General features: G+C 69.0%; 13 protein-coding genes. 3 read left to right on the top strand and 10 right to left on the bottom strand.

From position 1 onward, the window contains the following. Positions 1 to 2: 2 nt before the first annotated feature. Positions 3 to 1,370: an efflux transporter outer membrane subunit gene (locus QTH86_RS08225; RefSeq protein ID WP_286645160.1), complete on the top strand. Its 1,368-nt coding sequence runs from the start codon at positions 3 to 5 to the stop codon at positions 1,368 to 1,370. On the opposite strand, the gene QTH86_RS08220 is transcribed toward QTH86_RS08225, so the two are convergent. The 4 genes from QTH86_RS08220 to QTH86_RS08205 are packed head-to-tail and all read right to left on the bottom strand — an operon-like array spanning position 1,333 to position 4,909. Then, positions 1,333 to 2,586: a PrsW family intramembrane metalloprotease gene (locus QTH86_RS08220; RefSeq protein ID WP_286645161.1), complete on the bottom strand. Its 1,254-nt coding sequence runs from the start codon at positions 2,584 to 2,586 to the stop codon at positions 1,333 to 1,335. The genes QTH86_RS08225 and QTH86_RS08220 overlap by 38 nt on opposite strands. Further along, positions 2,583 to 3,143, bottom strand: a complete 561-nt coding sequence (locus QTH86_RS08215; RefSeq protein WP_286645162.1) for a hypothetical protein — start codon at positions 3,141 to 3,143, stop codon at positions 2,583 to 2,585. The genes QTH86_RS08220 and QTH86_RS08215 overlap by 4 nt, the downstream gene beginning before the upstream one ends. A gap of 37 nt (positions 3,144 to 3,180) precedes the next feature. Continuing rightward, complete coding sequence (locus QTH86_RS08210) at positions 3,181 to 3,861, bottom strand: hypothetical protein (RefSeq protein WP_286645163.1); 681 nt, start codon at positions 3,859 to 3,861, stop codon at positions 3,181 to 3,183. A 7-nt stretch (positions 3,862 to 3,868) separates the two neighbouring features. Beyond that, the gene (locus QTH86_RS08205; RefSeq protein ID WP_286645164.1) at positions 3,869 to 4,909 is read right to left on the bottom strand and encodes a TRAP transporter substrate-binding protein; all 1,041 of its coding nucleotides are present in this window, start codon (positions 4,907 to 4,909) and stop codon (positions 3,869 to 3,871) included. A gap of 133 nt (positions 4,910 to 5,042) precedes the next feature. Here QTH86_RS08205 and QTH86_RS08200 point away from each other — a divergent pair, with 133 nt between their 5' ends. Beyond that, positions 5,043 to 5,903, top strand: a complete 861-nt coding sequence (locus tag QTH86_RS08200) for an IclR family transcriptional regulator (RefSeq protein ID WP_286645165.1) — start codon at positions 5,043 to 5,045, stop codon at positions 5,901 to 5,903. Positions 5,904 to 5,921: 18 nt separating this feature from the next. On the opposite strand, the gene QTH86_RS08195 is transcribed toward QTH86_RS08200, so the two are convergent. From QTH86_RS08195 to QTH86_RS08170, 6 genes are read right to left on the bottom strand one after another with little or no spacing between them, the layout of a single operon-like run. Beyond that, positions 5,922 to 6,410, bottom strand: a complete 489-nt coding sequence (locus tag QTH86_RS08195; RefSeq protein ID WP_286645166.1) for an ureidoglycolate lyase — start codon at positions 6,408 to 6,410, stop codon at positions 5,922 to 5,924. 4 nt (positions 6,411 to 6,414) lie between these two features. Then, positions 6,415 to 6,747, bottom strand: a complete 333-nt coding sequence (locus tag QTH86_RS08190; protein ID WP_286645167.1) for a DUF4286 family protein — start codon at positions 6,745 to 6,747, stop codon at positions 6,415 to 6,417. After that, positions 6,744 to 7,184, bottom strand: coding sequence for a MaoC family dehydratase (locus QTH86_RS08185; RefSeq protein ID WP_286645168.1), 441 nt, complete (start codon positions 7,182 to 7,184; stop codon positions 6,744 to 6,746). The genes QTH86_RS08190 and QTH86_RS08185 overlap by 4 nt, the downstream gene beginning before the upstream one ends. Positions 7,185 to 7,203: 19 nt before the next feature. Then, on the bottom strand, positions 7,204 to 7,605 hold the full coding sequence (locus QTH86_RS08180) for a MaoC family dehydratase (RefSeq protein ID WP_286645169.1): 402 nt from the start codon (positions 7,603 to 7,605) through the stop codon (positions 7,204 to 7,206). Positions 7,606 to 7,639: 34 nt separating this feature from the next. Beyond that, on the bottom strand, positions 7,640 to 8,803 hold the full coding sequence (locus tag QTH86_RS08175) for an acyl-CoA dehydrogenase family protein (protein WP_286645170.1): 1,164 nt from the start codon (positions 8,801 to 8,803) through the stop codon (positions 7,640 to 7,642). A gap of 16 nt (positions 8,804 to 8,819) precedes the next feature. Further along, entirely contained in the window at positions 8,820 to 10,019 is a 1,200-nt protein-coding gene (locus tag QTH86_RS08170) for a CaiB/BaiF CoA transferase family protein (RefSeq protein ID WP_286645171.1), read from the bottom strand. 336 nt (positions 10,020 to 10,355) lie between these two features. Here QTH86_RS08170 and QTH86_RS08165 point away from each other — a divergent pair, with 336 nt between their 5' ends. Beyond that, positions 10,356 to 15,590 carry a non-ribosomal peptide synthetase gene (locus QTH86_RS08165; protein ID WP_286645172.1) on the top strand — a complete coding sequence of 1,745 codons (5,235 nt, stop codon included), beginning with the start codon at positions 10,356 to 10,358 and terminating at the stop codon, positions 15,588 to 15,590. Positions 15,591 to 15,726: the final 136 nt, after the last annotated feature.

The following is a 15,726-nucleotide window of genomic DNA, read 5'->3' as shown; positions in this document are numbered from 1 at the left end:
GCATGCGCAAGAACATCCTTACCTTGGCCGCCTGCCTGCTGCTCGCCGGCTGCGCGGCCCCCGGTGCCGACACGGCGCGTGCAGCCCCGGTGCTGCCGGCGACTTGGCGCGACCAACCGGCAGCGCTCGACGATGCGATCTCGGCCGATTGGTGGCGCGCCTTCGGCAGCCCCGAGCTCGACGTGCTGGTGGCGCGGGCCCGCGTGCAGAGCTTCGACGTCGAGGCCGCCGTGGCGCGCGTCGCCAGGGCCGAGGCGGCCGCAACCGCTGCCGGCGCTGCGCTGTGGCCGCGTGTCGACGCCCGGGTCGACGCGCAGCGAGAGGGCCGGCTGGGCGGCGCGGCGGATGCAGCCCGCAGCGTCGAGGCCGGGTTCGGCCTGCGCTACGACGTCGATGCCTGGGGCCGCCTGCGTTCGACGCGCGATGGCGCACAGCGCACTGCACAGGCCAGCGCCTTCGAGCGCGACGCGGTGCAGCTCGGCGTCACCGCCGCCGCGGCGGAACTCTGGCTGCAGGCCGTGGCGCTGACCGAACGCGTGGGCATCGCCGCGCTCAACCTGCAGAACGCGGAGCGCCTGCTGGCCCTGGTCGAGGCGCGCGCACGGGCGGGCGCCGCCACGCCGCTCGAGCAGGCGCAGCAGCGCGGCCTGGCGGCGGCGCAGCGCCGCAGCCTGGCGACCTTGCAGCAGCAGGCCGGCGACGCGCGCACCGCGTTGAGCCTGCTGCTGGGCGAAGCGGCGGGTGTCGACATCCGCACCGCGTCGCTCGACGGGATGTCGGTGCCGAGGGTCGGGTCGGGCCTGCCCGCGGTCCTGCTTGCGCGCCGCCCCGACATCGCCGCCGCGGAGGCGCGGCTCGCCGCGGCCGATGCCGACGTGGCCGCCGCGCGCGCCGCGATGCTGCCCGCCATCACGCTCGGCGGCGGCATCGGCCTTGCGAGCGACCGGCTCCGGACGCTGTTCGACAACCCGCTGTACACCCTGACGGCCGGCCTGGCCGCACCGATCTTCGACGCCAGCCGGCTCGCCGCCGAGGCGGACCAGGCCAGCGCGCGGCGCCGCGAACTGCTGAGCGACTACCGCAAGGCGATCGTCACCGCCTTCGGCGATGTGGAGATCGCGCTCAACGCACAGCTCGGCACCGACGCGCAAGCCGCGGCGCAGGCAGAGGAACTGCGCCAGGCCCGCAGCGCGGCGCGGCTGGCAGAGTCGCGCTACCGGGCCGGTGCCGACACGCTGCTCACGCTGCTCGACGCGCAGCGCACGCTCTATGCCGCGCAGGACGCGGCGGTGCAGGCGCAGCTGGCCCGGTTGCGGGCCCGCGTCGCGCTGTTCAAGGCGCTGGGCGGTGGGTGGCAACCGGCGGGATAGCGGCCTTACCTGTCGCCCCTGCGTCCGGCATCGGCGGCCTGGCGACCAGCGCATCCAGCGCCGCGCGAAGCCGCCGCACGGCCTGCTCATGGCCCACCGTCTGCGGCCCGCGGCCATAGGTCGCGGCCTTGCGGATCAGGCGCAGCTGCTCGCGCTGCAATTGCGTCTTCAGGCGGCGCGCGCGCCGGCCGAAGGCCTGGCCCATGGCCCGGCGGACCTGGTAGCGCAGCACCGGCGCGCCCAGGCGCAGCCACTCGTCATCGGCGATCAGGTCGCGCTCGGGAAAGAAGTAGGCCGCGAGCTCATGGAGGTAGGCGCCGTTCTCGCGCGCGGCCACGCGCCACAGGAGCCAGGCCGCCGCCATCGCCGGGATGCCCTTGACGACCAGCAGCGCCGCCAGGTCACCATAGCCGTTGCCGAAGCGGTCTTCCAGCAGCGGCGAGTTCCACACGAAATGCATGGCCCACGCCAGCGCGAAGCAGCCGACGACGGCCGCGAGCCGCACCGCCATCGGCCGCTGCGGATGCAGCAGGAACCACGCGACGCCGAAGGACGCGATGGTCGTGTAGGCCGCATGCGTCCACAGCCCGCTGAGGATGCCGCGCGTCAGCAGGTTCAGCAGCACCGGCGCGACCTGGCTCTCGCGCGGAAAGTTCAGCGAGGTGCTGACGGTGTCACTGAGGTTCTCGACCACCTGGAAGCCCAGGCCGGTCATGGCGCCGACGATCAGCACCGACAGCGTGGTCTGGAACTGGGTGCGCGCCACCAGCACCAGCAGCACCACGCCCGCGAGCTTGAGAAACTCCTCCGTGATCGGCCCCGCGATGGCCGGCCCCCAGACCGCCGCGAATTCAGGCGACACCAGCTTGGCGCACAGGTTCTGGATGGCGACGTTGGCCGGTGCCGCGAAGTACACCGCGCCGAAGCCGCCCCAGGCGAAGGCCAGAAGAAAGGCTTCCGGCGAATGCTGCTCGAGCAGGTCGAGCGCGCGGAAGGCCAGGATGAAGGCGAGCGCGTACAGCCCCCACACAGCCAGCCCGAGGAAGGCGGTGACGGGCACGACGCGAAAGCCCGTGGAGAACACCTGGACCGTGTAGAAGAGGCCGTTGACGATCAGCACCGCGAGCAGCCAGAAGGCGGCGCGCCGCGGCTGGAAGAACGAGTCGGTGCCGACGGGCCACGCGGCCTGTGCGGGGTCGAAGGCAAGCGGGGTCATGGCGGCGCTCCCAGGTCCATCGAGTCGAGCATGCGGCGCGCGTCGTCCATCGAATCGCTCAGGCCATCGTTGGCGCCGTAGAAGTCGATCCGCACGACCGACTTGCGCCGCAGGTCGACCACCTGCCACAGCCGGCCCGCCAGCTTCGGCCCGTAATAGGCGAAGGTCACGCCCTGCATGCCCCAGCCATTGATGAAGTCGGACACGTCGCCTTCGATGCGAAGACCCTGGCCGCGCTCCATCAGCCGCAGCTGCCGCGCCATCGGCCCGTTCGGCCCGCCTTCCCACGACGCCGTGGTCACCTGGAATCTCTGGCTGCCCTTGAAGAGGGTCAGCATGTTGCCCGACTTCGACCGGGCCAGGTCCATCTGCCACCCGGACTCGGGAACGAAGCGCGCCGGCCCGACCGTCAGGGTCTCGCCCGGCGCCAGCGGCCGTCCGCCGGGCGTGTGGCGATCCCACAGGACGAGGCCGCCGACATAGCCGCCGATGGCCAGGACCACCGCGAGTGCGCCAGGCCAGGTGCGGTACGGTATGCGGCGTGACGGCTCATGCATGCGCCGATCGTGCCATACGCGCCACGCACGGCAGTCCCTAGGTCACGTCGGCCGGCGTGGCCGTGCAGGCCAGTGCGTAGAGTCCGCGCACCGGGCCCGCTGCCGCGCCGTGTCGCAGGAGGGCAGCGTCGGCCAGGTCGGTGTCGCTCGCGGCTTCCAGCGCGCTGCGGTCGTAGCCACAGACGACCAGCACCCAGTCGGCCCACCGGTCGGCGTTGCCGCGGATCTTCTGCTCCGTCGTCGCCTGCATCGCGGGAGTCTCGTGCTGGAGCAGGTGCGCGCCCGTGAGGCCGGGGCGCATCGCCAGCGTGTCGATCGTCGTCCGGCAGAAGGCGCGCAAGGCCTCGTCGCCATCCGGTGCCGGCGACAGCCGCACGGTGAGCGCATGCCGCGCCACGCCGCCACCGCACGAGGCGAGGACGCGGCATTGGCTGCGGACCATGTCGCGATGGTGCGGCATCAGCCGCGTCGACCACGGTGTCGGTGCGTTCAGCCGTGCGACATAGGCGGGTGACGAGAGAACGTCGAACGCGCGCATCTCGTACATCACGAACATGCCTTCACCCTCGACGGCACTCCAGCGCGTGCCGCGGTGGAAGCCCGGGATGCCCAGCCGTTCGGGGAAGTGCTCGTGCGCATGCCAGTCCTCGAAATCGGCCCGCACCTCGGGCGCCATGTTCCACCACATCGCCAACGCGGCCTGTCCCATCAGAGCCATGCGATACCTACTTGGCAGCGCGCAGGCGCGCGAGTTCGTCGGCGACCTGCTTCGACACCGCTTCGCCGGCTTCGCGCGCGAACTTGTCGACCACCGGCTGCACCTTCTGCCGCAGGCGGGCGAGTTCGGCCGGGCTCACGTCGTTGACCTGCATCGTCTTGCGCAGGCCGTCGATGGCCTGGCCCTCCTTGGCGAGACTGACCTTGCGCTCTTCCTGCTTGGCTTCGTCCGCCGCCTCGCGGATGATCTTGCGCTCGGCCTCCGACATGCCGTCCCACGTCTTCTTGCTCATCATGAAAGGCATGCCGGTGTAGACGTGCCGGGTGAGCGAGAGGTACTTTTGCACCTCGGCGAACTTGGCCGACTCGATGACGCCCACGGGGTTGTCCTGCCCGTCAATGGCGCGGGATTCGAGCGCGCCGTACACCTCGCCGAAGGTCATCGGCACCGGGTTGGCGCCGAGTGTGCTGAACAGGTCGATGTAGACCGGCGAGGCGATCACGCGGATCTTCAGGCCCGCCACATCCTCGGCCTTGGCAATGGGCCGCTTGCTGTTGGTCATGTTGCGAAAGCCGAGGTCCCAGATGCCCAGGCCGATCACGCCGTGCTTCGACAGGTCGTCGAGCATGCGCGTGCCGACCGGCCCGTCGACGATGGCGAAGGCTTCCTGCGCGCTGTTGAACAGGAAGGGCAGGTCGAACACCCCGAACTGCTTGTCGATGGAAGCCACCAGGCCGGTCGCCATCGACGTGAAGTCAAGCGTGCCGCCGCGGATGGCCGACAGGTTCTGGGGGTCGCTGCCGAGCACGGCGTTCGGGAACAGCGTGACCTTCATCCTGCCGCCGCTCTTCTGCGCGACCGCATCGGCGAATGTCTGCGCGCCGGTGCCGAGCGGGTGGTCCTTCGCCAGGCTGAAAGCGAAGCGGAGCGTCCGCTCCTTGATGTCTTGCGCCTGTGCGTGTGCCTGCCATGCGCCGCCGAGCAGCGCGATGCCGGTGAGTGCCGCGAGCAACGTGCGTCGCCCTGTGGTGTGAAGTGCCGTTGCCATGTCTTTTGTCTCCATCGATGCTGCGTCTCCGGCTCAATCGGGAGCGTCAGCGGCCGCATGGTGACAGAAATGTGAATGCCGTTCAACTTTCTGATATCGTTCAAAAAATGAACGATCGAGACGGAGGCAGACCATGAGTGGCGCATTGGAAAAGTCCCTGGCCATCCTCGAATACCTCGCGGCCTATCCGGACGGCGTCGGGCTCGCGCAGTTGTCGACCGACCTCGGGCAATTGCGCAGCGGCTGCCACCGCACGCTGCAGGAGCTGATGCGCCACGGCTACGTGCGTCAGATGCCGCAGCGCGCCGATTACGCGCTCACCACCAAGCTCGCGTCGATGGGGTTGAGCTTCCTGAGCAAGTCCGGCGTGGTCGACATCGCGCAGCCGGTCATCAACCGCCTCGCGCAGGCCACCGAGGAACTGGTGCGGCTGGCCATCGTCGACGGCGAGCGCCTCACGCTGGTGGCCAAGGCGCAGGGTGCGAAGTCGGGTCTGCTCTACGACCCCGACATGGGCATCGACCTGCAACTGTCGTGCAGCGCGGCCGGCCAAGCCTGGCTCATGACCTTGCCCGAAGACGTGGCGATCGCGCATGTCGCGCGCCAGGGCATCGGCGACCGAACGCATTTCGGCCCCAACGCGCCGACCGGCATCAAGGGCCTGCTCAAGGTGCTCGACGAGCATCGCAAGCGCCGCTTCAGCCTGATCCAGGAGGCCTATGCGCCGGGCATGAGTTCGATGGCTGCACCGATCCAGCGCGGTGACGAGCCTGCAACGGGCGTGCTCGTCGTGGCGGGGCCGTCGGCACGGCTCACGCAGAAACGGATGCTTCAGTTCGGCCCGGCGCTGCTGGCAGCGGCCGAAGAACTGGCACTGACGGGCAGTGCATCGCCGTTGCTCAAGTCGGCAAACGTCGGCACCTGGGGCAATCGCGTGGACGGGCCTGCGGGGCCTGCGATAGGCAAGGCCGAGCGTTCCAGCGCCCGCCGCTGAGCGGGATGCGCGCGGCTGCTAGGTGGCGATGCACACCGCCTCGTCCAGCAGATGCTCTTCGAGGTTCACGCCCGCGCCGCCGCGGTCGACCACGATGAAGTCGCGCACCGCCCCGAGCGCGAGCAGCGGGTGGTGCCACACGTTCTTGGCGTAGTTCACGCCCTGCCAGCCGTTGGTGACGAAAGCGCGCAGCGCGCCGGGCCGGCCATGGTCGTCTTCGGCGACGACGACGTAGTAGGGCGCGTCGACCAACGGCAAAAAGGCCTGCGAACCCAGCGGGTGCCGTTCCATCAGGCTCAGGCGCACCGGCACGTCGCGCGGCTGCGCGCGGAACAGGTTGATCAGCGTGCGGCCGCCTTCGGCCAGCACGTCGACCTGCGCCAGGTCGTGAAAGCGGATGGTCGTGCCGGCGTTGATCGGCATCTGCCGCGCGCCGGCCAGTTCGATGACATCGCCGAAGGGCGCGAAGGCCGCGGCGGTCAGGGGCTCGGGGTGGAGGGTTCGCATGCCCTCAATTCTCGGACGTCTCGGACTTTTCGGCCGTCTCGGGGTGATCGAAAGGCGCGAAGCGCTGGCGCATGAAGTGGCTCACGTGCGGCGTGAACTCCATGAAGCCCTTCACCGCGTGGAATTCCGGCGTGTCGTACACCCAGTCGCCCGCCACCTCGTAGATGGCGGCGTACTTCGGCCCGCCTTCGAGCGAGACGAAGCGCTTGGCCGACAGCCAGCCGGGGCAGGCGAGCAGGGCGGGCACGTGCACGGCGTCGTACCAGGCGTTGAAGGCATCCTCGTGCGCGGGGTCGATGTCGACGCGCACCATGTGCAGCTGCGGCGCGGCGCTCATGCGGCCACTTTCGGCTTGACCCGCGGGAACTTGAGCGTGGCTTCGGCCTTGAGCACTTCCTTGCCGTCCGCGTTGGTGGCGCTGGCCTGCCAGATCACGCTGCGCGTCTCGGCATTCATCTGCGCGATCCACACCTTGAATTCGATCGTGTCGCCGTAGAACACCGGGCCGGTGAACCAGAAGCGGTCTTCGATCGAGATGCCCAGCGTGCCCGCGAGTTCGGCGGTCAGCACGCTGGTGCAGATGCCCGCGACCAGGATGCCGGGCGCGAGGCGCTGGCCGAAGCGCGTGGTCTGCGCGTAGCTGTCGTCCACGTGTACCGGGCCGAAGTCGCCGGTGGCCGCGATGTAGAGCGCGCCGTCGGCCTCGGTGATGGTCTTGCGCACCGACACCGTCTGGCCGAGGTGCAGGCTGTCGAAGGGCTTGAGTTCGTACATGGCGGGCTGCCTCGTCGCGTCAGCCGCGCGGATGCACGGGCACCAGCTTGGCCGTGCCCTGCGCCATCACCTCGCCGGTGGCCTTGGTGCAGCGCACGCTGCACGACACCGCGCCGTCCGCCACGTCGAGCACCTCGATGCGCGATTCCACCGTCTCGCCCACCAGCACCGGCAGCGCGAAGTCGATCTGCAGCCCGCCCAGCCGCCAGGCCGTGCCGGCGACGCGGTTGAGCGCCGTCGTTGCCAGCGCCACCGCGTTGAGCTCGAAGGCCAGCATGTGGTCGAAGCCGGCCGCCTCGGCGGCACGCTTGTCGACATAGAGCGGCGCCATGTTGCCGCTGATGCCGGTGAACATCGCCTGTTCGGCGACGGTGAGGGTCTTGCGGAACGACATGGCGTCGCCGACGTTGAGAGCGGTCATCGAGAAACTCCAGGGAAGATGGGGACGCCGTGGCTCACAGCACGAGGCCGTTCTTGATCACGGCCTTGGCGATCAGCATGCGGTGGATTTCGGAGGTGCCGTCGTACAGGCGCGTCACGCGGCTGTCGCGGTAGATGCGTTCCAGCGGCAGGTCCTTGCAGAAGCCCATGCCGCCGAAGACCTGGATGCCGCGGTCGGCCACGCGGCCGATCATCTCGGAGGCGTACAGCTTGACCATCGACACCTTGTCGCGCGGCTCGCGGCCCTGGTCGAGTTCCCAGGCGGTGTTGAGCACCATCATCCGCGTCGCGAAGATCTCGGTGGCCGAGTCCGCGATCATCTGCTGCACCATCTGGAAGTCGCCGATCGGCTGGCCGAACTGCTTCCGCTCCGATGCGTAGGTGCGCATCATCTCGAGCACGCGCGACGCCATGCCCACGGCGCGTGCGCCGATGTGCGCCAGCCGGATGCCGGCCACGCTGTTCATGATCAGCTTGAAGCCGCCGCCGACCTCGCCAAGTACCGAGTCGGCCGGGATGCTGCATTCGTCGAAGGACAGTTCGGCATGGCCGTAGCCGCGGTGGCCCATCATGGGCTGCACGCGGTTCACCGTGAAGCCCGGCGTGCCCTTGTCGACCAGGAAGAGGGTGATGCCGCCACGCGCGCGCTTCTCCTTGTCGGTGAGCGCCATCACGATCACGTAGTCGGCGATGTCGCCGTCGCTGATGAAGTGCTTGCCGCCGTTGAGCACCCAGCGGTCGCCTTCGAGCCGCGCCGTGGTCGAGATCGATGCCGCGTCGGAGCCCGCACCGGGCTCGGTGATGGCCATGGCGCAGATCTTGTCGCCCTTCACCGTGGGCAGCAGGTACTTCTCGCGCTGCGCCGCATTGCAGGGCAGCAGCATCGGGTAGACCTGGCCGAACACGCGGCGGATCAGCGCGTCGGAGGTCTTGCCGAACTCTTCCTCCACCAGGCACATGGTCACGTTGTCGAGCCCGCCGCCGCCGCAGTCCTCGGGCATGTTCATCGCGAACAGACCCAGCTCCTGCGCCTTGCCGCGCACGCGCTTCAAGGCCTCGGGCGGCACGTGGCCGAGCGCTTCGGTTTCGTTTTCGAGCGGCTGCACTTCCTGCGTGACGAAGCGGCGCACGGTGTCGACGAGCAGTTGCGCGTCGGAGGGGACGGAGAAGTCGAACATGGGTGAGCGATGGGGATCAGTTGGAGGAGGGCGCCGGCGGTGCGCCGACGGCCTTGGCGGCGAGCAGTGCATCGATCTCGTCGGCGCCGTAGCCGAGTTCACCGAGCACCTCGCGCGTCTGCATGCCGAGCTTCTGCGGCGCGAAGCGCACGGGCGGCGCCGCGCCGTCGTAGCGCAGCGGGTGGTTGAGCATCGTGATCGGCGCGCCCTCGACGCTCTCTGCATCGATGAACACGCCGAGGTGCGCGAGCTGGGCGTCGTCGCGCAGCTCGTCGTAGTCCTTCACCGGCATGTGCCAGATGCCGCGCGCCGCGAGCAGCGGCAGCCATTCGGCCGTGGTGCGCGCGGGCATGCGCTGCGCGACGATGCGGGTGATCTCCGCGCTGTTCGAGAAGCTGTCCGCGGTGTCGAAGCCGGCCAGCTCGGGCAGATCGAGCGCCACCGCCAGGTCGGCCGGTGCCGCCATCGAGATGGCGAGATGGCCGTCGGCCGTCGCGTGGATGCCCGAAGGCCCCGAGCCGCACCAGCTCGCCAGGCCGTGCGCGCCGCGCGACGTCGCCGAGCGCGCGCCGTTCATCCACGCCGTCATCGATTCGGCCTGCAGGTCGATAGCCGACTGCAGCAGGCTGCCTTCGACCAGGCGGCCCTGGCCGGTGCGCTCGCGCGACAGCAGCGCCGCGAGGATGCCCATCGCCAGCAGCGACGCGGCATGCTGGTCGACGATGACCGGGCCCGCCGGCGTCGGCGGCCCGTCGGCGCGGCCGGTGCGCGCGGCAAAGCCGGAGCGCGCCTGCAGCAGCAAGTCCTGCCCCGGCAGATCGCGGTCAGGGCCGCTGGCGCCGTAGCCGCTGACCGATGCGTAGACGATGCGCGGGTTGAAGGCCTTCACCTGCTCGTAGCCCAGGCCGAGCCGCGCCATGGCGCCGGGGCGGAAGTTCTCCATCACCACGTCGGCCCCCTCGACCAGCTTGCGGGCGACCGCCTTGCCGGCCTCGGACTTCATGTCCAGCGCTAGGCTGCGCTTGTTGCGCCCGGTGGTCAGCAGGTTCACGCTCTGCCCCGCGACGAAGTGGTTGGCCACCGCCCAGTTGCGGTGGAAGGCGCCGTCGAGCGGCTCCACCGCGATCACGTCGGCCCCCATGTCGGCCAGTAGCTGCGCGGCCATCGGCCCGGCGTGGAAGTGGTTGAAGCTGATGACCTTGAAGCCGGAGAGCATGGGGGTTCCTGAAAAACGTGAGCGTTTCAGGATATTCGCGGGGCGCCGCGCGGAGGGCGTCGCGACCTATTCAATATCTGCGCGGGACTATCAGCGTGCTGGATAGCTTTCGAAGCGACACTGCTTCGCAATGGCCGGTGGCTTTGTCCTACGCGCCGTTGGTGAGGTTGGCGGCGATGCTGTGCGCAAGGCCAAGATGTCGCATATGCATATTCGTCATCTCAAGCCACAAAGCTTGGTCGAGCCCGAACTGACCATCACGTTGGCCGATGCTGCCCTCTGGCGGCGATACTTGGATGTTTGGCACGGCGCGAGACGCCCTTTCCTGCAAGAGCGATGTTCCTCAAACCTCAGCCCGACTCTCAATTTTCCAGGGCTTCGACAGCGCCCGTGCGTGGCCCCGAAAATCTGGCGATGCTGTTCGAGCGCCAGTGCGAGGCGCATGCTGAAGCGCTGGCCTATTGTTTTCTCGCCGACTCGTCCCAGCCCTCGAAGACACTCAGCTACGGCCAGCTCCGCCAGGAGGCATGGCGAATCGCGGCGTGGCTCGCGGATCAGACCCAAGTCGGAGACCGGGTGTTGCTGGCTTTCGCACCAGGTCTGGACTTCGCCTGCGCCTTCTGGGCGTGCCTGCTGGCCGGCCGGGTGGCGGTGCCTGTGCCCGCGCCGGACCGTATGCGGCTTCATCGTTCAGGTCCGCGGCTGCGCAGCCTGATTGCCGACTCCCGGGCGACGCTGGTCTTGACCAGCGCCACGATGCTCGACGGCGCGGCCGCCGTGCTGGATCCGGAGCTGTTCGCGATGACCCGCTGGACGGCGCTGCCCGAACCAGCGGCGCCGGCCGTTTCGGCAACCGGCTTCGTGCCGCCGGCCATCGATGCAGGATCGGTGGCTTATCTTCAATACACCTCGGGCTCGACCTCCTCGCCCCGAGGCGTGAAGCTGAGCCACGCCAACGTGATCGCCAACGCACGGGCCTGGATTGACGTCAGCACCGCCGGCCCGGGCAGCAGGATCCTCTGTTGGCTGCCCCATTTCCATGACTACGGCCTGGTACTCGGCGTGTTGTCGCCGTTGCTCGCGGGCGCTTCTAGCTACCTGATGTCGCCGTTGAGCTTTCTGCGTCGACCGCTGGGATGGCTGGAGGCCGTCGAGACGTATCGCATCACCCATACCGGCGGCCCCGATTCGGCCTATGCCACCTGCCTGCAGGCGATGGCGGGCAAGCCCCAGGCCTTTCGGCTCGACAGCCTGATTTCGCTGACCTGTGGCGGCGAGCCGATCCGGGCCGAGACCGTGGAGCGCGTCCTGACTGTGTTCTGTACAGCCGGGATGGACGCGCGCGCTTTGGCGCCCGCCTACGGACTGGCCGAGGCGGTGCTGGGCGTGAGCTCGCGCGCCGCGGACGCGCCGTTGCGCGTCCTGGCGGCTGACCCGGCCGCCCTGCGTGCCGATCGCTTCGTGCCTGACACCGGCCCGGGGGCGGCCCGTCTGGTCGGTTGCGGCCGCGCGCTGGCGCAGACCGAGATCCTGATCGTCGCCGATGGGCAGGCCTCGCCCGAAGGCGGGATCGGCGAAATCTGGGTGCGTTCGCCGAGCGTGGGCCAGGGCTACTGGATGCAGCCCGAGGCCAGCGCAGCGGTGTTTGAAGGCTATCTTGCTGATGGCCGCGGACCGTTTTTGCGAACCGGGGACCTGGGTTTCCTGGACGATGGGGAGCTTTTCGTCACTGGACGTTCAAAAGACCTGGTCATCATCCACGGCGAGAACCACTATCCGCAGGATCTGGAATGGACCGCCGAGCAGGCGCATCCCGGACTGCGACGCGGTCACGGCGCGGCCTTCTCGGTTCAGACGCCGAGCGGGGAGGCGCTGGTTCTGGCGCTGGAATGCGACCGGCGCGTCGATGCCGCCGAGGCCGAGACCATCCATGCAGCGGTACGCCGCGCCATTGCGCAGGAACAGGGCCTGCCGTTGCATGCGCTCGCGCTGGTACGTGCGGGCAAGCTGCCGCGGACCTCAAGCGGCAAAGTGCAGCGGCAGCGCGCCCGCGACCTGTTCCTCTCCGGCGAGCTGCCGGCGCTGAAGCCGCCTGCCGAGCTCGCCCACAATGTCGACGACGCGGTGCCTGCGCCGAGCGGCGCCGGGCGGAGCGACTCGCCAATGCCGCGCGATCCGATTGAGCAGACGGTCTGGGACATCTGGAGCGAGGTGCTCGACACCCGGGCCTTCGGCATCCACCAGAGCTTCTTCGAGCTCGGCGGCAATTCGCTGCGACTGACGCAGGTGCTATCGCGCATCGAGGCCCGCTTCGGGATGATGCCGCCCCTGGCCGAGTTGTTCGAGCACGCCAGCGTCGCCCGGATGGCTTCCTGGCTGGCCTCGCGGCCGAATGAAGCCTCGCCGCGCCCGGTTGCCGGCATCGAGCCCGTGGCGCGCGACCGGCCGCTGCCCACCTCACTGTCGCAACGCCGGATGTGGCTGATCCAGCACTTCGATCCGGCTTCGACGGCCTACAACGTGCCGATTGCGCTGCGCCTGCACGGGGTGTTCGAGCAGGGGCTATGCCAGCAGGCACTCGACCTGATGGTGCAGCGCCATGAGGGATTGCGCACCCGCTTCGTGATGGGCGTGGACGAGCCGATGCAGTCGATCGTGCCGCAGCTGTCGGTGCCCCTCGAGTTCATCGACCTGCGCGAGTTGCCGGCTGCGCAGCGCAGCGCAGCCGCGCGCACGCTGCTGCTGGAACGCCTCGCGCAGCCTTTCGACCTGGAGCGTGCGCCGCTTCACAGGCTGACCTTGCTGCGCCTGGGCGAGCGCGAGCATGTGCTGCTATGGGTGCTGCATCATGCCATCATCGACAACTGGGGCGCGGCGTTGCTGATGCGCGAGGCCTTGTCGGCTTACGGGGCGCTGGCCAACGGCCGCGCGGTGGTGGCGACGCCGCCGGCCATCGGCTACGCCGACTATGCCGCCTGGCAGCGCCGGCCCGATTCTTTCGAGGCCCGCAAGGTGCACCTGGTGTATTGGGTCGAGCGGCTGAGGGGCCTTCCGGAGCTCGATCTTCCCGCTGACTTTCCCCGCCCCGCCCATGCCAGTCACAAGGGTGCCCGGGTTTCCGCCGTACTGCCGTTCCGCCTGCGCGAGGCGATGCAGAAGTTCAGCCAGAGCCGGGCGGTCACGCCGTTCGTGGTCTACCTGTCGGCCTTCGCGCTGATGCTGGGGCGGCAGGCGAACAGCGAGGACTTGGCGGTCGGCGTACCGATCGCGAATCGGCACCGGCTGGCCGCTGAGCATTTGGTCGGCACGCTGGTCAACACACTGGTGATGCGTACCGACCTGTCGGGAGATCCCAGCTTCACGCAGCTCGTACAGCGGGTGGGCCGGAACGCGCAGGAGGCCTATGCGCACCAGGACGCGCCCTTCGACGAACTGATCGAGGCGCTCGGCCACGACCGGACGCTGCATCCGCAGGGGCCGGTGCGGGTGCTGTTCAATGTGCTGAATGCGCCGATCGGCACGGTGGAGCTGTTCGGCCTGGATATCGAGGAGTTCGATTTCGAGCGCTGCGCGGCTCAGTTCGACCTGTCGCTGCACATCGACACCGAGTTCGGCCACCGCGTTCACTTGGAGTACGCCACCGAGCTCTACGCCGCCGCCACCGCCGAGCGCATGCTCGAGAACTATTTAGTCCTGATCGAGCGCTTGATGGACCGGCCCGAGCAAGCGCTGTCGAGGTTCGAGCTGCTGGCGGATACCCAGCTGAACCTGCTGCGCAACCAGTGGAACGGCGAGCAGGTGCCGCCGCCGGCGCTGCAGCGGGTGCATGACTACCTGGACCTGGGCGCGCCCGAGATCGCGGAACGGGTCGCGGTCATCGATGCCGAGGGCCGGACGCTGAGCTACGGGCGCATCGAGGCCCTGTCCAACCAGCTGGCCCATCTGCTGAGAAGGCATGGGATCAGCCGCGGTCGTCGGGTCGGCCTGTGCATCGAGCGTAGTCCCTGGATGCTCATCGCCCAGCTGGCGGTGCTGAAGGCCGGCGCGGCCTACGTGCCGCTGGACCCGGACTACCCGGTCGACCGGCTGCGCTTCATGGCCAGCGATGCGGACCTGTCGATGGTCCTGGCCCAAACCGCCTCGGTGCCCATTCTCGAAGGGCTTGCGTTGCCGACGTTGCTGCTCGACGACGAGCAACTGCTCGCCGACAGCCCGAGCCATGCGCCGGCGGCCCAACCCGAACTGGATGCGACACCCGCCGACGAGGCCTATCTGATCTACACCTCGGGTTCGACCGGCAGGCCCAAGGGGGTGCGCATCGCGCATCGCGGCGTGGTCAATTTCCTCGCCGGCATGGTCACAAGGCCCGGATTGGCGGCGGAGGATTGCGTGCTGGCCATCACCAGCCCCTCCTTCGACCCTTCGGTGCTCGACCTGATGCTGCCGCTGGTGGTGCGTGCGAAAGTGGTCATCGCCTCGGCGCGACAGGTGCGCGATACCCAGGCTGTGCGCGCGCTGCTTGAGCAGCATCAGGTCAGTCTGCTGCAGGCGACGCCGTCGGTCTGGCGCGCGCTCATCGACAGCGGCTGGATGGGCGGACCGGGCTTCCGGGCACTGATCGGCGGCGAGCCGCTGCCGCCGGTGCTGGCCGAACGCCTCTTGGAGCGCACGCTTGAGCTATGGAACATCTACGGCCCGACCGAGACGACCGTCTGGACCACGGCCTGGAAGGTCGAGTCCCCCCGCAAGGGAATCGCCATCGGCCGGCCGATCGCCAACACAAGCGTCTGGGTGCTGGATAGCCACGGCCACGTCTGCCCGATCGGCGTGCCTGGCGAACTCTACGTCGGCGGCGCCGGCGTTGGCCTGGGCTACCACCACCGCGACGACCTGACCGCGAAGCATTTCGCGCGAGACCCTTTCAACAGCGGGCCCGAGTCCCTGCTCTATCGCACCGGAGACCTCGGTCGCTGGCGCCATGACGGTCTGCTGGAGCATCTGGGCCGGGCCGACCACCAGGTCAAACTGCGCGGCCACCGCATCGAGCTGGGCGAGATCGAATCGGTTCTGCTCGACCATCCGGGCGTCTCCAACTGCGTGGCATTGACGCGGGCGCTGAGCGAGGAAGACGTGCGCCTGGTCATGTATTTCGTGGGCCACGAGGGTGCCGTGCCAACGGCGGAAACGCTGCGAAATCACTTGCGCGCACGCCTGCCGTTGCACATGATCCCGCAGCATTTCGTGGCGCTGGAGGCGATGCCAAGGTTGCCCAACGGCAAGATCGACCGCTCGGCGCTACCGGCGCCGGTGCTGGAGCCCCAAGCCCGCAAGGCGGCAGTCCACATCGCGCCGGAGACGCCCAACGAGCGGATGATCGCCGGCATCTGGTCGGAACTGCTGGGCGTGCAGGAGATCTACTGTGCCGACAACTTCTTCGACCTGGGTGGGCATTCCCTGTTAGCGATGCGCGCCGTGAAGGCGATCCGGGACGCCTCGGGCCTGAAGATCGAGCCCATCCGCCTGATCTACGAGTCGCTTCGCCAGTTGGCCGGGGCCGAGGACGGGGGCTGAGCCGCTCGGCCGCTGCTGCTGAGCGTCGCTCTCCCACAAGCGTCCACCCCACCGCGGCCTATTCGCCGCCCTTATAGTCCCGCCCCCAAACCGCATTGGCCGCCGCCCCGACGCGCCGCTAAGGTGGCCGCAGTCC

Origin of the sequence: Variovorax sp. J2L1-78 (assembly GCF_030317205.1) — a bacterium.
Lineage (GTDB): Bacteria > Pseudomonadota > Gammaproteobacteria > Burkholderiales > Burkholderiaceae_C > Variovorax > Variovorax arabinosiphilus.
The sequence above is the reverse complement of the archived record's forward strand: the minus strand, read 5'-3'. Positions and strand labels throughout refer to the sequence as shown.